This window comes from Listeria cossartiae subsp. cayugensis (assembly GCF_014229095.1).
In the GTDB taxonomy this organism is placed as follows: domain Bacteria; phylum Bacillota; class Bacilli; order Lactobacillales; family Listeriaceae; genus Listeria; species Listeria cayugensis.
On sequence record NZ_JAARZC010000001.1, the window covers coordinates 428,767 to 449,377 of the forward strand.

Below are 20,611 nucleotides of genomic sequence, written 5' to 3' on the forward strand. Positions count from 1 at the left end.
ATTGCAACTTTTTTTAAGTGGTTCGCATACGTTAACCGATTATGACAAACAAGAAATACAAGCATACCTCGAAAAATTTGCACCAGTGAACCACATTCACTTGCTTTGCTATAAGTCGATTGAAAATGAAGTGTTACAATTTTTCTTGAAAAAAGAGCATCTGGCACCGCGACTTTCGATTTACACTTTTGCACCGAAAGAATGTTTGCCAGAGCCGTTTCTTTCGACAATAGATTACCTAGAACGTTTAGGCAGTAGCTATCAATCATTTGGTTATTTTGACACGGTGATTGCGAAGCCGACTTATGAGAAATTCTTAGCACAAATTGTTAGTAAAATGGATTTGGTTTGTTGTTTTTATAACGGGGATAAGCCGACTGATGTGATACCAGTCGATGTTGCGAAAGCGTTCGATGTGCAAAGTATGATTTATGATTTGCCAAAAGCGAAGAAACATCTACTACACCGGGCGAGCAGCGATAAAATAAAATTAGTGAATTAATTGATAGAAAGAGGGAAGATTCATGCGGCCGTTAATTTCGATTTGTATGATAGTCAAAAATGAAGCACATATTTTACGACAAAGTTTAGCGTCTTTTAGAAAATTTACAGAAGAAATCATTATTGTAGATACAGGTTCCACTGACGAAACCAAGGAAATTGCACAAGAATTCACTGATTTTGTCTATGACTTTGAATGGACTGGCAACTTTTCTGATGCAAGAAACTTTGCGGCCAAACATGCAACGGGAAAATGGATTTTAGCGATTGATGCAGATGAATGTTTGGAAGAAGAAAGTTACCGCAAATTAGAAAAACAGTTGAAATCACCAGTCGAACCAATTCAAATGGCGCAAATTATTAGCTTTACAGGGGAAAAAGGACGAGTGACAACAACTAACCAAATGGCGCGGGTTTATAAAAATGACGGCACCATTTGCTTCCGCGGCGTAATCCATGAACAACTAGAAGCAATCGACAAACGCCCGATTGCAGCTGGTGTTGCTGAAGTAAAAATTTATCATTATGGCTATATGTCGGAAATTGTCGAAAAACAAGACAAATCTGACCGTAATTTACGTTTATTAGAAAAAGAAGTTAAAAATAATAAAAATAGCGGCTTCGTCCACTTTAATATTGGGCAAGAAATGAATCGTCTTGGCAATAAAAAAGAAGCGCTAAAAGAATTTTCCGAAGCGTTTCGACTACGTGATCACAACCACTACATTTGGGCGAAACTAAGCGCATATCATATTGCTGAGCTACTGGAACAAGAAAAACGCTACGACGAAAGTTTAGCGATTATCGAAGAAGCAAAAGTCATTTGGCCAAACGTACCAGAATTCCCGCTTAAAAAAGCCAATATTTTATATGTGAACCACCAACTTGAAGATGCGAAAGAAATTTATCAAAGTTTGCTAGAAAATACTGCAATCGACTACCAACCAATCGTGTTGTACGAAGCAACGAATTTCATGCCACACAAAATGCTAGGAACAATTTACTTAGAAGAAAAAGATTATACGCGCGCGATGACTCATTTTTCTAAAGCCTATGCGGAAAATAGTTCCGATTACGGTGTGATGTTCCAAATGATTATGCTGCTTAGCAAATTCCATCAACCAAAAGAAATCTTCGCCTTTATGGAACGTCATCACTTTATTGCTAGCACGGAAACAGGCTTGCGCTTACTTTCGATGACAACACAACAAGGCTACGCGGAATTGTCTGAACTCATTGTTCAATCGCTAACCGATGTGTATCCGCCAGTCGCAGAAGCAACCGAAGTGAAAATCGCAACAATTCGCAACGTCTTCCCAGTAATTAGCGAATCTGCTATTTTATTTGGAATTAAAGAAGAACTAATTGATGCAGCCGACTTATGTTTATGGCACTACGAAAATCCGCAATTACCAATCGAACGCGTCATGAAAAATAGCGATGTTGGCGACATTTATGACTTTATTTTTGAAAATGGCCCACGAATTAGTAAAAAACGCTATTTGTTCGTGTTAGAACGAGCGATTGCACTTGGAAAAGGCGAGTTTGCTGATTACTTATTGGCACTTCGAAACGTTTACCATGACAGCATTAACAGCCACATTGCGGACTTATTTTTCCAATATGATTTTGCGGATATCGCGCTTGATTTTTACAATATTGTCGATGCAGACGAAGTGACAAAACAAGGCTATATCAACCTAATTAACTATCTAGTAGACGCCGATGTACTGGATGAAGCACTTGCGATTGCAGAACGAGGTATCGATAATTTTAGTACCGATTTCCGTTTTTATCTTTGGACAATTAAAATTGATACCGAAAATCGCGCGAATCGAATTAGTGAGGCAATGGACGAATTTCCGAATAACCGTTATTTAGCAAAACTGTTGGATGAAGTTACGATGTTGCAAGATACAGTTACAAACAATCGATAGGAGGCCAGTAATATGACAGAAGAAAAAGGAATTTTACTACAAAGTGGAACAAATGAATTAGAAATTGTTACATTTACTGTTGGCGAAAACTTATTTTGTATTAACGTTTTAAAAGTGAAAGAAATTATTCATCCGCTAGAAGTAACGCCTGTACCAGATTCGAACCCGGCAATTGAAGGCGTTTCCCAAGTCCGCGGCGAAATTATGCCTGTCGTGAACCTTGCTCGTGTGATGAAATTACCCGAAATCGAACCAGAAAATACGAAATTCATTATCACAGAACTAAACCAAATGAAAATTGTTTTCCGTGTCGACGAGGTTCATCGGATCCAACGTATTTCATGGGAACAAATTGAAGAACCGGAAAAACTATCGATTGGTTTGGAAGAATTAGCGGTTGGTATCGTGAAGCTAGACGGTAACCTAGTTCTTTTACTTGATTATGAAAAAATCATTTATGAAATTAGTGGAAATGCGGATTTTGCTGTGACAGGCGAAGACCGTATGGCGCGAAAAGTAAACCGTGAAGAGAAGACTATCTTTATTGCCGAAGACTCACAAATGCTGCGTCAACTGCTGGAAGATACGCTTCATGAGGCGGGTTATACAAATCTGCAGTTTTTTGCAAATGGCCGCGAAGCCCAAGAACATATTTTCAAATTGCTCAAAGAACAAAAAGAGCAAACGTTTGAAAATGTTAACTTGTTAATTACGGATATCGAAATGCCGCAAATGGACGGACACCATTTAACAAAAGTAATTAAAGAAGATGAAATTGGCCGCGAATTGCCAGTTGTTATTTTCTCTTCGCTAATTACAGAAGATCTGGAACATAAAGGTGCAGGTGTCGGAGCCGATGCACAAGTAAGTAAACCGAATATCCATCAACTTATTAATATTTTAGATGAGCTAGTTTTATAAAAAGAAGTGTTTGAACAAACTTTTCTGTTCAAACACTTCTTTATTTTATTTAAAAAAATTTGCGAAAACGTAAAAACGTTGCTATTAAGCCGGATTTTCATTTTTATATAAATAAAAACAACTTATTTTTACATTTTTAACAAAAAACATTTGATTTTTTAAAAAAATGAAGATATAATAAAGCATATAGAGAAGAGAAGTCTTTTCTAAACCGAATGTAGGAGGGAAACACAAATGAAAGTAAATACTAATATCATTAGCTTGAAAACACAAGAATATCTTCGTAAAAACAACGAAGGCATGACTCAAGCGCAAGAACGTTTGGCATCTGGTAAACGTATTAACAGTTCTCTTGATGACGCTGCTGGTCTTGCAGTTGTTACTCGTATGAACGTTAAATCTACAGGCTTAGATGCAGCAAGCAAAAACTCATCCATGGGTATTGACTTGTTACAAACAGCGGATTCAGCTCTTAGCTCCATGAGTTCAATCTTGCAACGTATGCGTCAATTAGCAGTACAATCTTCTAACGGTTCATTCAGTGACGAAGATCGTAAACAATATACTGCTGAATTCGGTAGCTTGATCAAAGAACTTGATCACGTTGCTGACACTACTAACTACAACAACATCAAATTACTAGATCAAACTGCTACAAATGCTGCTACTCAAGTAAGCATCCAAGCGTCTGATAAAGCTAATGACTTAATCAATATCGATCTTTTCAATGCGAAAGGTCTTTCTGCTGGAACAATCACTTTAGGTAGTGGTTCTACAGTTGCTGGTTATAGTGCATTATCTGTTGCTGATGCTGATTCTTCTCAAGAAGCAACTGAAGCTATTGATGAATTAATCAATAACATTTCTAACGGTCGTGCGCTTCTTGGTGCTGGTATGAGTCGCCTTAGCTACAATGTATCTAACGTGAACAACCAATCCATCGCAACTAAAGCATCTGCTTCCTCTATTGAAGATGCAGATATGGCTGCTGAAATGTCCGAAATGACTAAATACAAAATTCTTACACAAACATCTATCAGCATGCTTTCTCAAGCAAACCAAACACCGCAAATGTTAACTCAATTAATTAACAGCTAATAACATATCAAATTCATTTATCGAACATTGTTTACCCTTAGCCTCTCGTCACCCCGGACGAGGGGCTTTTCTTTTTATTTATAAAAATATTTTTGGATTACAAATAGGGCACAGCGCCAAAGTTAAGCTAGTTAACTATTTTTTGAATAATTTTATTATAAAAAACGGATATTTTTTAAGAAAAAGGTAGAAATTGTCCTATTTTTATTATAAAATGATATTATGCGATTTTTTTAAAAAATATTTATAGGTATAGGAATGGGAGTTGTATTTTATGTTGAAGTTGTTGATTGTCGACGATGCGATGTTCATGCGTACGATGATTAAGAATATCGTGAAAGATAGCGATTTTGAAGTAGTTGCAGAAGCGGAAAATGGACTGGAAGCAGTGAAAAAGTATGATGAAGTAAAACCAGATATCGTGACACTGGATATTACAATGCCAGAAATGGATGGTTTAGAAGCACTTGCACAAATTATGGCGAAAGATCCATCTGCCAAAGTAATTATGTGCTCGGCGATGGGCCAACAAGGTATGGTTGTAGATGCAATTAAAAAAGGTGCGAAAGACTTTATCGTAAAACCTTTCCAAGCGGACCGAGTTTTAGAGGCGTTAGAAAAAGCAGCTAAGTAGAGAAATGGAGGTGGATAGCATGACTACAAATATGTTAGACCTGTTTATAGAAGAAGCTTCAGAACATTTACAGGCGCTAAATGATAATCTGTTACAGCTTGAGAAAGACCCGACGAACGGTCAGTTAGTAAGTGAAATTTTCCGTTCAGCACATACGTTTAAAGGGATGTCCGCAACGATGGGCTTCCAGCAGGTGGCTGATTTAACGCATGCAATGGAAAATGTACTAGATGAGGTACGCAATAATCGATTGGCTGTAACAGAACATTTGGTAGACATTATTTTTACATGTACATCTCATTTGGAAACAATGGTTTCGGATATCCAGCACGGTGGACAAGGCGCGGCGGATATTTCGAAAACCGTAGCTGACTTAGAAGCGCTTTTACACCCTGAACAAGAAATAGATTTAGCGGTTGAGAAAACGTACCATATTGCCATTCAAATTGAAGAAGCAGCTATTTTGAAAGCAGTGCGGGCGGTAATGTGTTTAGAGCGACTTGCGGAAATTGGAATTATTTCAGAAACAACGCCAGACAGAGAAGCGATTGAGCTAGAAGAGTTTGAGCAGACATTCGAAGTGGTTTTAGAGTCAGCACAAACGAAAGAAGAAATCGAAGCGGTTGTCCTCGATATTTCTGAAATCGAAAAAGTGACTGTGACAGAAGAAGTGGAAGAAGTTCAGGTTATTGAACCAATCAAAAAAGCCGCAAAACAAACAACCAAACGATTAGAAAATAAAACCATTCGTGTACAACTTGAAAAAATCGAAAAGCTAATGAACGTTTTTGAAGAAAGCGTCATTGAACGGGCGAGAATTGATGAAATCGCAGAAAAAACGAATAACAAAGAATTGATGGAACATTTAGGACGATTCAGTTCCATCTCCAAAGAAATTCAAAACGGCTTACTGAATATGCGTATGGTGCCAGTGGACAGTGTTTTCAATCGCTTTCCAAAAATGGTACGTACACTAGCCAAAGAATTAGGTAAGAAAATCGATTTAGTGATTGAAGGCGCAGATACGGAAGTCGATAAAATCGTCATTGATGAAATTGGCGACCCACTTGTTCATTTAATCCGTAATTCGGTAGACCACGGCGCTGAAACAGTCGAAGTGAGACGTAAAAACGGGAAAAATGAAACCGCCACAATTAATCTAAAAGCTTTCCATAGTGGCAACAATGTCGTGATTGAGATTGCGGATGACGGTGCGGGAATCAATAAGCGCAAAGTTTTAGAAAAAGCGATTGCGAAAAATGTCGTTACACGCGCAGAATCAACGAAAATGACAGATGCGGAAATTTTTGATTTATTATTTGATTCCGGTTTCAGTACTGCGGATCAAGTATCGGATCTTTCTGGCCGAGGCGTGGGACTAGATGTTGTCCGTAATACGATTCTCAAAATCGGCGGAAAAATCAGCGTAGAATCAAGTGAAAATGCTGGTTCGACGTTCCGAATTGAGATTCCGCTAACTTTATCCATCATCCAGTCGATGCTCGTTGCAACATCGGAACGCCGCTATGCTGTGCCACTTGCGAACGTAGCCGAAGCTATCACAATTAATCCAGCGGACATTCAACATGTTCACGGCAAAGACTTAATCAACTATCGTGAAACAATTATCGAAGTACTCGACTTAGGCGAATGCTTCCACGAAACAGCTTTAACAGACACAGATGAATTACTTTTACTCGTTGTTAAAAATGCCAAGCGAACTTTTGGACTTATTATTAAGGATATTATCGGTCAACGGGAAATTGTTTTAAAAACACTTGGCGGCTTTTTCAGCGAAAGTCAAATTGCCTTTTCTGGGGCAACGATTTTAGGCGATGGTCGTGTCGTATTAATTTTAAATTTAGAAACATTTTAAGGAGGAACCATGATGGAACAAGTATTTCAAGTAGAACTTCCTGAATGGGAACCGAAAGAACCGAGCCAAGAAGGACGCGAAAAAGGCTCTATCCGCCAAGTAGATAACATTGGCGTTAACTTAATCGTCCGTCTTGGAAAAAAAGAAATGCCAGTAGGGGATATCGCCGAGTTAAGCATTGGCGATGTTCTCGAAGTGGAAAAGAAACCTGGCCACAAAGTCGAAATTTTCCTCGATGAAAAGAAAGTCGGCATCGGTGAAGCCATTTTGATGGACGAGAACTTCGGAATCGTTATTTCAGAAATCGACTAAAGAAAGAAGGCAAGTGATTTGAAGCAAGAGGCGTATAACGCAGTGAAGATGAAAGTGGACCAAGAGAAAACAGCCATTTTGAAGGAATTGCAATTATTACTATCCAAACGGGAAAAAGTCACAGAAAAATTAGCGCACGAAAAAGAAGTCTATTACTCAAGAACAAAAAAAGAAAGACTCCAAGTTGCGGTATTAGCCGGAAGTATGCAACTCGATGCCTTTTCACCAAGCCGCATTCAACAAATGGAGCGCGAAATCACTCAAATTAGCCAGTACATTAAAAGCAATGAACAAATCTTAGAAAAGCTCGAGGAAAAAGGGAAACAGGCCAAAAAAATGTACGATGACACACGAAAAAAATGGCAACAGCTTGAAAATAAAAAAGAAGAACAAACATTACGCGATTTAAAAATGGTGCTATTAAAGTAAAAGGGAGGAAAACGCATGCTAATCCCAGATAATTTGCTACAACCACTCGTCGGAAAAAAACAGGTCGAACCAAAAGAATCGTTAGCAGAAGAATTAGTAGAACTGCCTTTTATTTCACTTTTAATGGAATATAGCCCTGCGCCGCTCTTAAAGGGAGAAGCGGATAACGGAGAACAGGCTACGATACCACTAAAAGAAATCGCCCAACCACTCGTTTCAGTCAAACTACTCGACGATGCACCAGAAACGAAACTACAAGCAGCACCACTCGAACTCAAAGAAGTCAAAGAAACACTTGCGGCAATCGCCAAACAAGCAATTGATCAACCCAAAATAGAAAACGCCCCGCAAGCTGTAGAAACTCCAGTAACAAACACACCGAAAGAACCCACAAAAAATACCACCCGAGAGCAACAACCGCCACCAGAACTTATCATACCTACAAAAGACTCACCTAAACTAGCCGAAAATGTTGCCAAAAATCAACCAACCCTTGCAAAACTACCTCAAGAAAAAGAAGCCGTGCAACTTTTCAAAGCGAGCATTAAAGAGCCAGTGATGGCGAAAGAAGAAGTAGCCGTCAAAAAGCCCGCAGAATCAAGCAATATTTGGCATGATACAGCTAAACAACTCGCACCAGCTGCCAAACCCGAAGTCCCGGTCACGCTAAAACAACTCGATAAAACCATCACCGACCAAATCGAACAACTGCAAAAATTCCAAGTGAAACAAAATAAAGCCTTTTTCGCCATCCAGCCGGAGTCACTCGGAAAAGTCGAAGTTTTACTTAAAAAAATGCCCGATAAAATTTTTGTACATATCGAATATCAGGAACAAACGGCGAAACAAAAACTCGAACAGATGGCGCAAGATTTACATAATCGTTTCCGAGATCGCGGCGTAGAAGTTGCTGTCACAATGACGGAAAAACAAGCACCGAAAGAGAATGGTCAAGGCTCAGAAGGTCGACACCACGGTGAATCTAAAAAAGAAAAAGAACGCGAAAATCCACAGCACGAACAAGCTAAACAACAAGTATTTGATTTAGAGGAGGAGACGTAATTTGGACGGAATTAGTAGTTTATCAGGAGCAGGCCAGAATGCGAATAATGAAGTGACATCTAGCGTATCGAAAACGCTCGGCAAAGATGACTTTATGAAACTATTTTTAACAAGCTTACAATATCAAGATCCATCGAGCCCGCTTGATACGAATGAAATGATGTCGCAAATGGCGCAACTTTCCTTAATGGAGCAAGTTGCCAATATGACCACTGCCGTAGATAAGCTTTCTGAACAAGCGCAAAACTCCGCCTTGCAATCCGCCGTTAATTTCATCGGTAAAGATATAAAAGGTGTTTCGCTAAACGGCGAAGTAATCAGCGGCAAAGTCGAAAGCGTTCAACAAACGACAAATGGCGTCATGCTGAAATTAAAAGATAACGATAGCCTCGTGCCAATGACATATGTAACAGAAATTAATTAAAAATTTGGGAGTGTGAATTATGAATCAAACTATGTATACAGCTATTTCTGGGATGAATGCGTTCCAGCAAGCATTATCAGTAACGTCAAATAATATTGCCAATGCCAACACGACAGGATACAAAAAACAAAGCGTCGTTTTCAATGATTTACTTTACCAAAACACAATGGGATCTGTTGCAGGCGGACTTTACGCTGGAACAAACCCAATGAGTTTTGGTTCCGGTTCGAAAATTGGTGCGATTTTGACCGATTATACAGCGGGTTCGCCGACATCTACTGGCAGAAACAAAGATGCAGCACTACAAGGTCGTGGCTTTTTCATCGCGGGCGATAATGCAGGGGGCAATATCGTTTACACGCGTGACGGGAGCTTCGCCGTTTCCGACAACAATTATTTAACTACTCAACAAGGGAAATACGTAATGGGTTACGCAACAGACAAAAATGGTAACGTTTTAAACGGTAATTTACAACCAATTCAAATTCCGCTAAATAGCGCCATTCCAGGGGAAGCAACAAAAAATGGTAGTTTAAGCGGTAACATCCCACTTGACTGGGGCGAAAAAGATACGATTTCTTCCGAGCTTTCTGTATACGATAATGCTGGTGGAAAACATAAACTTCAAGTCAATATGAAATCTGCTACACCGGATGCGAGCGGCAATGTTTCCTACGAATATGAAATTCAAATGGACGGAAAAGCATTAACGCCTCCAGTGACAGGAACGCTAAATTACAATGCGCAAGGCGAACTAACAAACCCTGACGCACTTAAAAATATCCAAATTAATTCCACCGTTAACGGCAAACAAGTCAATATGGGCTTAAACCTGAGTGGCTTAACCAACTACGGAACAAACCAAGTATTCTCACCAACTTCTGACGGTAAAGGCGCTGCAACTGTAAAAGACTACGCAGTAACGGATGCTGGCTACATTGCAGTTAGCTACTCAGATGGTACCGTTATTCCAGTGGCCCAACTGGCGGTTGCTACTTTCTCCAATGAAGACGGCTTAGTCAAAATGGGGAATGGCGAATATCTTCCAGGATTATCTTCTGGTGATGCAGTATACGGTGTAGCTGGTCAAAATGGTGCTGGCGGAATCAGCGGTTCTTCCCTAGAAGGATCAAACGTAGATTTGTCCCGTGAATTCGTTAACTTAATGACATATCAAAGTGGTTTCCAAGGGAATACAAAAGTTATTCGTGTGGCGGATGACGTGATGAAACAAATTGTGAACTTGATTCAGTAGGGAGTTTAGCTAAATGAAAATTAATCATACTATTCCACTCAGAATCGACTTCGAGTTAGGACGTACGAAACAGCCAGTCGGTAGTTTGCTAGATGTAAAAAAAGGGACTGTTTTCCGGTTAGAAGATTCTACAGCCAATGTGGTCAAAATTACTATTTCCGGCAAATGCATCGGTTACGGCGAGATTTTGACAAAAGACGGCAAGATGTTTGTCAAAATAACGAAATTAGGAGAGGGAAGTTCTTCATGAGAGCTAGGGAGTGACAAAAAATGAGCGATAAATTAAGTCAAGAACAAATTGACGCCCTGCTTTCCCAAATGAGTGAAGGTAAGGTAGTCGATGAAAGTACGGAAATTGGCGACTTTGGGCGCTTTCATCCCTATGACTTTCATAAACCAGAGAAATTTGGTGCGGAACACCTCGAAAGCTTAAAGACGATTGCATCCGCCTTTACGAAAAAAAGTATGGAGTTTGTTTCCCAGCGTATTCGGATTCCAATTCATACCGAAGCAACCCTTGCGGATCAAGTGTCTTTTGCGAGTGGTTATATCGAAACAATGCCGAACGATAGTTACATTTTCTGCATTATCGATCTTGGAAATCCGGAGCTCGGCCAAATTATTATCGAACTCGATTTAGCTTATATCATTTATATTCATGAATGTTTATCTGGCGGAAATCCAAAACGAAAATTGAGCGAGCGTAGACTGTTATCCGTTTTTGAAGAGCTGACGTTGAAATCTATTTTGGAAAAATTTTGCGAGGCGCTCAAAGATAGCTTTAAATCGGTGCATCCAATCTCACCAGAAATCGTTAATATCGAAACCAACCCAGCGCTTCTACGTGTGACATCACCGAACGACATGATGGCGCTTGTTAGTGTCGATATTAAATCGGAGTTCTGGATCAGTACAATGCGTATTGGCGTGCCATTTTTCTCGGTGGAAGAGATTATGAATAAGCTAGAAAATGTTGTGGAATACACGTTTGATAAACGACGGAACTTTGATGCGGAAGTCGAGCAAGAATTGCATCAAGTCGAAAAAGAAGCGCGCATTCGTGTGGGTGAAATTAAAACAACGTGGAAAGAGCTCAACAAACTTGAAGTAGGCGACGTCCTTCTAACAGAAACACACATACGCGATACACTCAAAGGCTATGTCACCGAAAAATGGAAATTTGAATGTTATATGGGAAAAAGTGGTAACCAAAAAGCCGTTAAATTTATGCGTCATACAGGGCGGACAGAGCAGGAGAGGTAGAAGTGGAGCAATTACTAGAGAAAAATATCACGCAAATGGAACTAGATGTGATAGGAGAAATCGCCAATATTTCGTTTGGCTCAGCTTCTACGGTCTTATCTGATTTACTACACCAACAAGTCACCATTTCAACACCAAAAGTTGAGATTGTTGATTTATATAATACGAAAGACATTGATATTCCACATGTCGTGTTAGAAGTGAATTTCCATAAAGGAATCGAAATGCGGAATTTATTTGTTCTGCAATCAGAAGTGGCTGCGGCTATCGCGGACTTAATGATGATGGGCGATGGCAACATTGATCCAAACGAAGAACTTTCGGAACTTCATCTCAGCGCCGTGCAAGAAGCGATGAACCAAATGATGGGACATTCCGCCACTGCGATGAGCAATATGTTTGGCGAAATGATTGATATTACGACACCAGACATTAAAGTAATCGCGCTAAAAGAGCAATTAGAAGACACGAACGACCAAACGATGATAAAAGTCGGCTTTGATTTAATTATCGGGGACTTAATTACGTCTAATTTAATGCAGTTGATTCCCATTGATAAAGGGCGCGAACTCGCAAAAAGACTACTTGGCGATGCAGTTCCAGAACCAGCGCCTGTCAAAGAAGAAATCAGCTTAACTGCCGAAGAATTAGATGTATTTTTAGAAGTATGTAATATCGGGATTGGTTCTGCTTCAACTGTTTTATCGAAATTACTTAATCGTAAAGTATCGCTGCAAATCCCAACAGCGCGTGTGATTGATAGCAAAGAGTTCGAGTTTAATGAGCGTCCTTGCCTTGTAACAAGCGTGGAATTTGTCGAAGGGCTACGCTCAAGCAACACCTTTATCATTAGCAAAAATGCTGCCCTAATCATGGCGGATTTGATGATGATGGGAGACGGCATGGTTCAAGAAGATGCTGAGCTGACAGAACTGGAAGTCAGCGCAGTGCAAGAATTAATGAACCAAATGATGGGCTTCTCGGCTACAGCAATGTCAGAAATGCTCGGAACAAAAATTGATATTAGCCCGCCAACAATGGAATTCTGCAATTTCGGCGATACGATGATTCAAAAAAATATCGAGGAAGGGAAAACAGTCGAAGTTATTTTCCCACTCGAAGTAGAAGGCCTACTAAAAACGCCAATGTATCAAATTTTTAATCCAGCAGCGGCGAAAGAAATGGCACAATTAATGCTCGCTATTCAAGCCGAAGAAGTTGCAGAGAAAGAAGTAAGCATTCCAGCAGAAATAATCGAACCAGAAAAAACAGCTGAACCAATACAGCCAATAGTAATTGAAGAAAAAGAAACACTTTCCGAAATGGAACAAATTTTGGAAGATATTCCCGTAACACTTGAAGTGGTATTCGGCACAGCAAAAGTAAAACTCGAGAAATTTATCTCTTGGTGTGAAAAAGATGTGATTATCTTGAAAGAAAGCATGAATGAACCGCTTGTCTTAGCGCTGAATGGCGTGACGATTGGCAAAGGGATTTTAGTTCGAGTAGATGATCATTTTGGCATACAAATGACTGAGTTAGTAAGGTGAAAAATGTGCGAAAACTTGGACTGATGACAATTTTATTTTGGATGTTTTTTTCGGTTCAAGCTTTTGCAGCAGACCAGGAACCTCCGATGATATCGCTTGAAAAGGAACAGCGGATTTTTACATCTGGTGAAGTGATTACATTCCATACTGAAAATACGGCAAATCTGAAAATTGTTTTGGTGAATGAACATGGGCAGAAAAGGTCGCTGGACGGCGAGGCGTATACGGTAACGGACTGGGATTTGGACGGGGATTACCGAGCTGAAATTTTTAAGGTGGGGAGCGTGGAACCGGTTGTGACTGTTGCTGATTTGTTTGAAGTGAAACAGCGCGGAGAAGTTGCAAAAGATGAAACGGCGCCTAGTTTGAAAAAATTGGAAATAGCGCACGATGAAGCTGTCTTATTAACGAGCGTACTTTCTGTATCAGCTGATTTGGTTGACGCCGAATCTGGTGTGAAACAAGCGACATTACTTATCCGTAGCGAATCTCATGAGTCGGAAATCGAACTTGTGCAAAATGGCTGGACTGGAAGGTTTGACGGCGAAGTCACGTTAGAAAAATTTCGACTAGGGGAGCGACTCACTTTTCAATTAAAATTAGTTGATTTTGCGGAGAATGAAACTACGCTCGATTTAGAAAATAGCGTGTCAATATACCAACCGAAAGCACCTGTTTTGAGTTATGACGGCAGTGAAATAACGGATAAGCAGAAAAAAATTATCCAAGCCGGGCAGCAAATCGAACTAACTCTCGACAAATATACAACTGAATTTCCTAAGCTAGAAACAACAAATGGCGAAACAATCTCGCTAAAATGGCAAGAAACAGCGACCGAATGGAAAGGAAGCCTCACTATACCAGCAGAGTTATCAGGTGAAATCGTCCGAATCCAAGGAATGAGTCAAGCAATGCTCATCCGTTCCACGAGTGAACCATTCGGCGAAATTCAGCTAGTAAAGAATACTATTTTAACAGGTATCATTCAGCCTGATTTCACTTTGATTTCTTCTTTGTATATCGAAGTGAACGGTCAAAAATTCCCCGTCAAGCGCACAGAAAATCGCTTCATAAGTAAAGAAATCACGACAACTGGAAAAGTCACACTACACTGGACGGATTGGGATGGTCAAATTTATTCTGAACAAATCAACCAAGAAATCACACCCGTAATACCGGCACGAGACAAAGAAATAATCGCACCACCATCCGTAATACCAAACGAAAAAGAACCGATACTAACAACACCTGCCGCCAAACCATCTGTTGAGTCGCGGGAAAACGCACCGAAAAAGCAGGTGAAGAAAGAAACCTCAACTAAAAAAAAATCAAGCAGTATCCCGTTTTGGATTCCAGCGCTTATGATTATTGGCGTTATTATTTTTTCGGGTAATAGAGCAATGAAATAAAAGCAGAAGTGAGGTGGACGGAATGAAAATAGATGGCATTCAAGAATCCGCAGAAAATCGTAATCAACTAGAACGGGAACTCATTAAACAAAATCCAACTATAAAAGAAGGTACGGTCAAAGCGCAAATGAACACAGAAGTTGCGGTACCAAAAACGCCGCCAGTATCCTTTTCTTTTAAAGAATTAAGCAGTTTACAACTAAATGGAACGAGTACGGCAAGCCTAGAATTATATATGAAACTAATGATGAACAATGCTAAAAAAGCAAATGATTTAATTTTTTACGTGATGCGCGCGGGGATAAAAAATCCAACTGACTCCACTAAATGGCAAACGGTCAGAAGCGAAATCAGTAGCCAATTAAGTACGATTCTAATGAAACAACATAATTTTGAAGCCTACTTTTCCGAAAATCCAGCGAATCAAAAATTATTTTTAGCCAATCAAAAAATTATGAACGAAATATCCTTTTTACTAAAAATGTTGCCAACTTTAACATTTGAAACAACGGGAAAATACGATTTCTTACGGATGATGCAAATTGCTTCGGGCAACATGGAATCAGGTATCCAAATGATGCGCGAATTCCAAGGACATATTGAACACGCGACAAGGCTAGATCCAATCGTTGACGCAAGACAAGAAACGAACTGGATGATCAAAGTGTTACGCGAATTTGGTAATATGTTCCAATCACGCCACTTATTACCGTATGAATTACAAGCAGAAAACATCAACATCTGGAAATTAGGCAGCGAATACTTAAAACTAATGAACCAACTTTTACCTCAAATTGGCGCATTTCCAAACGGTAATATCAAAATTTTTCACCAACAAGCGACGAAACCATTAACCGAACTTTTCCAAGAACTGCAACGATTAGCAGATGGTCAAATGACGCAAGGTGGAATCGCCGTTATTTTAGACCGGATGCAAGGCCAACTCACACGACTTGCACAACTGTTTCAAAAAATGGAAATCGAAGCTGGTTTTACAGATGCGGAGCGAATTTTAGGTAGTGTAGATGCCGAATTTGCGAGCGATATGACAAAAATGATGCTACTCGCACAACAAGAAATGTCATTTTTTGATTTATTAGTAAAAGATTTCCGCAGTGTTTCCAAACAACCAATATTTTTCATGATAGTTGCTATATTTATTATTTTATTATTAATTATTTTATTTTAAAAAAGATATTTTTTGAAAAAATATATACTTTTTCAGGTTGTTTCAGTATAATTAAATAGAAAAATAAGGTTTAGAAAGCGAAAATGAGTTTTTCGGGGGAAAAAGGATGAATAATGTTTCAATTGGCCAAATTTCGCAGTCCAAACAGACGAATGTAGTTAGGGGAATGCAAGAATTAAATCAAACCCAGCAGCTTTATTTTGAACAAATGAAGGCGAATGGCAAGAAACAAACTCCTTCCCTGACTGAAATAAATGAACTAATCACGAATGTCACAGATAAAAAGTCACTCGTTGAAATGGATATGACAGTAGATAACGTGTTGAGCTATAAAAAGGCAGTCCAGACATTTTTGAATTTTTATGTAAATAATGTGATGGATTATGATAATATCGAAAGCCGCCATCCAAAATACGGTTTTTCGCAAAAAATGACGATTTTAAAACAAGTAGAAAAACAAACCAATGAACTAGATGATGTAATGAATTTAATTGATACAAAAACTGGACATTTAGATATGCTAAACCGTATTGGTGAGATTACTGGCATGATTCTCGATGTCGTATTGTAGGTGATGGGAATGCAAAACGAATTAATCAAGCAATTAGAAAGCTTAATCGAAAAAAATGTCAAAGCAACCGTTGAAGCAAATTTATTAGGTGAATTATTGCAAGCTGAAAACTGGATAGAAGCTGAAGAGCACCAACTTACACTCCAGCGCGAACTTGCTACTTTACAAAATGAATATCAAGCTTTAAAAACAATTATCGGCGAAGATAACACACTTCGAAATCTCCAAAAAACATGGACAGATGCAGAAAATGCCTTGATTGATGATTGCAAAAAAATGCTACTTGAAAAAGAAAACCTTTTACGAGTAAGTGTTACTGAAAACCAAGTGAGGACGGAAATGCAATTGGCTTTTTCGGAACATATGGTGGATGTTATTACGGGACATCACGCGGAAACACAAGCCGAAAATAATATGATGATTAACGAGACTTTTTAAGGAAACGGAGGGATTTTTTGTGCGTTTAAGTGATTTTAATACGTCATTATCGGGCATGTCAGCGGCGCAAATCGCTAATATGGTCGCTCAGCAAAATATTAGTAATATGAATACGCCGGGATACATCAGACAAGCCGTTGATCAGACGGCAGTTTACGGTGATGGTGGTCTGCTTGGCGGGAAACAAACGGGGTACGGAGTCAAAGTAACGGATATTAAACGGCTGACCAATACGGCTCTAACGACACAATACAATAATCAAATCGCCAAACAATCCGCTTCGTTATACCAAAGTGGGGCGCTCGGTCAAGCACTTAATTTATTTGGTACTCCCGGGAAAAATACGCCAAGTGATAATTTAGATAACTTTTTCACCGCTTGGGCGGCTTTAGCGAAAAATCCTGACCAAGCAACGAATACAACGGCACTTTTATCAAGTATGTCGATTTTTACCGACCAGTTAAATCAGCTTCATTCTGGCTTAAAAGAACTAGAAACAACGATTGCGGCAGATACAGATGCGGCGATTCAAGACTTAAATTCATTAATTAAAAAACTAGGCAGCATCAATAAAGCTATCGGAAATGCCGGTTCCAACCCACCGAACGATTTGCTGAATCAACGTGATCAATTACTTAGTACGATGGCTGGCTATGCTGGAATTTCCGTTAGTGCGCACCCGAATAATCCTGATGTATACGATGTGACAATCGGCGGGCGTCTCGTTGTCCAAGGCGATGAAACAACTGAAATCACTTCAACACGAACAGCGACGGGCTTCGAATTCTCTGTGGACGGTCAAAAACTCAACATGCCAGAAGGTTCGATTATTGCTTCTGTTCGTGTTAACCAAAACGAAATTAAATCTTACCAAGAAAAAATCGAAACTTTTTCAAATGGTCTAGCAAAAGCACTCGACGATATTCAAGTCAAAAACGTCAATAAAACAATGGATGACTTACAAAAACTCAATGACGCACTTCAAGCCAACCCTAATGACGAAAAACTACTAAGCAACCGCGATGAACTTTTACGTCAATTAGAAAAATTCCCAGGCGTGACTCGTTCTGGAGATACGCTGACAATTGGCGGCGTGGACCATCTCATCGATACGCTTGGTACGAGTACATATGTCACTGATGTGAGCGATTTTTCGATTCCGATTTTCACCCAAAGCTCTGGCAAATGGATCCTAAATCCTGCGATTACAAGTAATGCTGATAATAAGCCATTCTTAGGTGTTATTGCGGCGGATATAGCTTCATTAAAAACAGATAAAAATATTCAAGGGACAACTTTCCCAAGTTTTATGGACGGAATAATTACCGAAGTTGCCACCGATGCGAGTAAAAGTAACGCAACCGCGACAGCAGACACCCAAGCATTGAGCTCTCTTTCTGAGTCAAAATCATCTCTCGAAGGCGTTAATATCGATGAAGAAATGACGAATATTATGCAATATCAAAGTTACTATGTCGCCAATACGAAAGCGATGAACACGGTGAACGATATGATGAAAGCACTTTTAGCGATGTTATAAGGAGGAAAATGATGCGAATTTCAACCAATCAACAAGCAAGTTCAATAATTAACCAGTTGAACAATGTCTCAGGAAATCTAGCTAAATACCAACTGCAAGTGTCTTCTGGGAAAAAGTATGAATCTATGAGCGAAAACCCTGGTGCTACAGCGCAAATTTTATCCTATAATCATGTGCTTAGTCAGTTAAATCGAGAAAAAACAGACGTAACCGAAGCGAAATCGTTGTTAAATACGGCGGAAACTTCTCTTTCGTCTATGTCGACATCGATGAATCGAGTGAACGCTTTGGTGCTTCAAGCAATCAATGGAACGAGTGATAAAAACAATATGTCTCAGTCAGCCGAAGAAATTAAAGGGTTGCTGGATGTCCTTGTATCCGTTGCCAATGCAGAAGACGATGGCAGATACGTTTTTAGTGGTTCAAGTACAAGCGTGAAGCCATTTACAACAGATAAAACGACTGGTGAAATCATCTACAACGGCACCACAGAAAATAAAAATTTCCGTGTAACCGATACGTTAGAAGTAGAAGTTTTCCATGATGGTAGCGCGCTAACAGACGTTTTTAACAACATTCAAAAAATCGTCGACGCAATGAAAAGTGGCGATAAAGACGCATTGTCTGCCTTGCAAGAAACCAACAGCAAAAATATCGAAATAATCACGAATTCCATGACCAATATCGGTGGACAAAAAAATGGTGTTGCCGCATACGATAATGTCCTTTCTAGCAAAATAACCGACTTTGCAGAACGAAAATCCAATGTTGAAGAAGTCAATATGCCAGAAGCCGTAAGTAATTTAAATAAAACATCGATCGCGTACCAAGCCGCCCTCCAATCAAGTGTGATGGTACAAAAATTAAGCATCCTAAATTATATGTGAGGTGAAACCAAGTGGGAAGTTCAATCGCAAGCAGTTTAATGGACCCAACGCAATATTATTCGCAATTTATTAGTCTGCAAAAAGCCAGTTTAGAAAAGGCAAAAACGCCATATCAAAACCAAATTTCCAGCTATCAATCGCGCATTGACCTGTATGCCAGCTTGAAAAACGCGTTATCTGATTCACTGAAAACGATGAGTTCATTTACGACCTACGAAAGTAAAACGAAACTGGCAACCTCATCAAATGAAACAAGTTTTACCGTGTCCTCAACTAGTAGCTCCATCAACGGAAGCTATTCCATCGAAGTTCAAAACCTGGCAACAGCCGATACGTATAACAAAGCTGTACCCGATATCGAAGCAAAAATCGGCGTTAGTGGCACCATCAAAATCAACGGCAAAGAAATCAAAATCGATGCCGATAGCTCGATGAAAAACGTGATGAATTCGATTAATAGCGCTGGCGCAAAAGTAAACATCTACACGCTAGGCGAAAATATGGTCGTAACTGCTGCAACCACTGGTGTCGAAAATAGTATTAAATTTGAAGGCGACTCGGCTGTTCTCGAGGCACTTGGTTTAGTCCAAAATTCACCTGACCATTTAGCTGCAGAAGATGCCAAACTTCGCATCAATGGCGCGACCGTTACAAGCGCCACCAACAAAGTAACTAACTACATCCCAGGTGTGACCATCAATCTCAAAAAAGAAACAACTGGCGCTGAAAAACTAACCATCCAAGATCAAAGTGATGAAAAAGCAGCCAGCATGATTACTAGTTTTGTAAATACATACAACGCATTAACAAGCACAATGAAAACTTACACGGGAAAAGGAACCATTTTACAAGCATCGGCTGCCGACCTGGAAGCAAATCGCGCCCTAAACAACGTATTCCAACATAAAAAAGACGGGAATACTTTATTCGATTTTGGCATAAGCGTTGATAAAGAAGGCGTGTTAAAAGTCGATGAAACAGCGATGAAAAAAATGGTAGCAGAAGACCCAACCGCCGTTGAAAGATTTTTCTTTGGCATTGGTGGAATCGGCGACGAACTATATCAATCTTTGAACAAAACATTTGGCTCGACTGGCTTTATCAGTGATGAAACGACATCGATGACGAATGAAATCAATAAATTAAACTTAAAGCTGACAGACATAACTAGCCGAAATAATACATTATTAACGAATATTACCGATCAATACAATAAATGGCTCGAAATGATGCAAGCGATGCAAAGCGACGCCATGACACTAGATGCACTCATCGACGGCATGAACAGTTCTAATAAATAAAAATGGTAGGTGAA

Annotated in this window: 21 protein-coding genes; all 21 read left to right on the forward strand. The window is 39.5% G+C overall.

Annotated elements, in window-relative coordinates; genetic code table 11:
- Position 1 precedes the first annotated feature (1 nt).
- The 21 genes from HCB49_RS02145 (at position 2) to HCB49_RS02245 (ending at position 20,597) form a co-directional block, all read left to right on the forward strand.
- Positions 2-502, forward strand: a complete 501-nt coding sequence (locus HCB49_RS02145) for a hypothetical protein (protein WP_185481597.1) — start codon at positions 2-4, stop codon at positions 500-502.
- A gap of 22 nt (positions 503-524) precedes the next feature.
- Complete coding sequence (gene gmaR, locus HCB49_RS02150; protein ID WP_185603972.1) at positions 525-2,438, forward strand: transcriptional anti-repressor GmaR; 1,914 nt, start codon at positions 525-527, stop codon at positions 2,436-2,438.
- A 12-nt stretch (positions 2,439-2,450) separates the two neighbouring features.
- The gene (locus tag HCB49_RS02155) at positions 2,451-3,359 is read left to right on the forward strand and encodes a chemotaxis protein (RefSeq protein ID WP_003724426.1); all 909 of its coding nucleotides are present in this window, start codon (positions 2,451-2,453) and stop codon (positions 3,357-3,359) included.
- Between the two features lie 234 nt (positions 3,360-3,593).
- Positions 3,594-4,457, forward strand: coding sequence for a FliC/FljB family flagellin (locus tag HCB49_RS02160; protein WP_003738355.1), 864 nt, complete (start codon positions 3,594-3,596; stop codon positions 4,455-4,457).
- A 274-nt stretch (positions 4,458-4,731) separates the two neighbouring features.
- On the forward strand, positions 4,732-5,091 hold the full coding sequence (locus tag HCB49_RS02165) for a response regulator (protein ID WP_003721812.1): 360 nt from the start codon (positions 4,732-4,734) through the stop codon (positions 5,089-5,091).
- Positions 5,092-5,110: 19 nt separating this feature from the next.
- Positions 5,111-6,967 (forward strand): chemotaxis protein CheA, encoded by a 1,857-nt coding sequence (locus HCB49_RS02170; protein ID WP_185603973.1) that lies wholly within the window; start codon positions 5,111-5,113, stop codon positions 6,965-6,967.
- 12 nt (positions 6,968-6,979) lie between these two features.
- The gene (locus HCB49_RS02175) at positions 6,980-7,279 is read left to right on the forward strand and encodes a flagellar motor switch protein FliN (RefSeq protein WP_003724429.1); all 300 of its coding nucleotides are present in this window, start codon (positions 6,980-6,982) and stop codon (positions 7,277-7,279) included.
- An 18-nt stretch (positions 7,280-7,297) separates the two neighbouring features.
- Positions 7,298-7,708: a hypothetical protein gene (locus tag HCB49_RS02180; protein ID WP_185603974.1), complete on the forward strand. Its 411-nt coding sequence runs from the start codon at positions 7,298-7,300 to the stop codon at positions 7,706-7,708.
- A 15-nt stretch (positions 7,709-7,723) separates the two neighbouring features.
- Positions 7,724-8,770 carry a flagellar hook-length control protein FliK gene (gene fliK, locus HCB49_RS02185; RefSeq protein WP_185603975.1) on the forward strand — a complete coding sequence of 349 codons (1,047 nt, stop codon included), beginning with the start codon at positions 7,724-7,726 and terminating at the stop codon, positions 8,768-8,770.
- A gap of 1 nt (position 8,771) precedes the next feature.
- Positions 8,772-9,194 (forward strand): flagellar hook assembly protein FlgD, encoded by a 423-nt coding sequence (locus tag HCB49_RS02190; RefSeq protein WP_185603976.1) that lies wholly within the window; start codon positions 8,772-8,774, stop codon positions 9,192-9,194.
- A gap of 19 nt (positions 9,195-9,213) precedes the next feature.
- Complete coding sequence (flgE, locus tag HCB49_RS02195; protein WP_185603977.1) at positions 9,214-10,449, forward strand: flagellar hook protein FlgE; 1,236 nt, start codon at positions 9,214-9,216, stop codon at positions 10,447-10,449.
- Between the two features lie 13 nt (positions 10,450-10,462).
- Positions 10,463-10,699, forward strand: coding sequence for a flagellar motor switch protein FliN (locus HCB49_RS02200; RefSeq protein WP_003721819.1), 237 nt, complete (start codon positions 10,463-10,465; stop codon positions 10,697-10,699).
- A gap of 20 nt (positions 10,700-10,719) precedes the next feature.
- Complete coding sequence (fliM, locus tag HCB49_RS02205; protein WP_003721820.1) at positions 10,720-11,712, forward strand: flagellar motor switch protein FliM; 993 nt, start codon at positions 10,720-10,722, stop codon at positions 11,710-11,712.
- A 2-nt stretch (positions 11,713-11,714) separates the two neighbouring features.
- Entirely contained in the window at positions 11,715-13,262 is a 1,548-nt protein-coding gene (locus HCB49_RS02210) for a flagellar motor switch protein (RefSeq protein WP_185603978.1), read from the forward strand.
- 23 nt (positions 13,263-13,285) lie between these two features.
- Entirely contained in the window at positions 13,286-14,671 is a 1,386-nt protein-coding gene (locus HCB49_RS02215; RefSeq protein WP_221773029.1) for a hypothetical protein, read from the forward strand.
- A 22-nt stretch (positions 14,672-14,693) separates the two neighbouring features.
- Positions 14,694-15,860: a hypothetical protein gene (locus HCB49_RS02220; protein WP_185603980.1), complete on the forward strand. Its 1,167-nt coding sequence runs from the start codon at positions 14,694-14,696 to the stop codon at positions 15,858-15,860.
- Between the two features lie 106 nt (positions 15,861-15,966).
- The gene (locus HCB49_RS02225; RefSeq protein ID WP_003724438.1) at positions 15,967-16,431 is read left to right on the forward strand and encodes a YaaR family protein; all 465 of its coding nucleotides are present in this window, start codon (positions 15,967-15,969) and stop codon (positions 16,429-16,431) included.
- A 9-nt stretch (positions 16,432-16,440) separates the two neighbouring features.
- On the forward strand, positions 16,441-16,869 hold the full coding sequence (locus tag HCB49_RS02230) for a Myocilin (protein WP_185603981.1): 429 nt from the start codon (positions 16,441-16,443) through the stop codon (positions 16,867-16,869).
- Positions 16,870-16,888: 19 nt separating this feature from the next.
- A complete protein-coding gene (gene flgK / locus HCB49_RS02235) occupies positions 16,889-18,409 on the forward strand; it encodes a flagellar hook-associated protein FlgK (protein WP_185603982.1) in 1,521 nt (506 codons plus the stop codon).
- 11 nt (positions 18,410-18,420) lie between these two features.
- Positions 18,421-19,296, forward strand: coding sequence for a flagellar hook-associated protein 3 (locus HCB49_RS02240; RefSeq protein WP_185604498.1), 876 nt, complete (start codon positions 18,421-18,423; stop codon positions 19,294-19,296).
- 11 nt (positions 19,297-19,307) lie between these two features.
- On the forward strand, positions 19,308-20,597 hold the full coding sequence (locus HCB49_RS02245; protein WP_185481643.1) for a flagellar hook-associated protein 2: 1,290 nt from the start codon (positions 19,308-19,310) through the stop codon (positions 20,595-20,597).
- Positions 20,598-20,611: the final 14 nt, after the last annotated feature.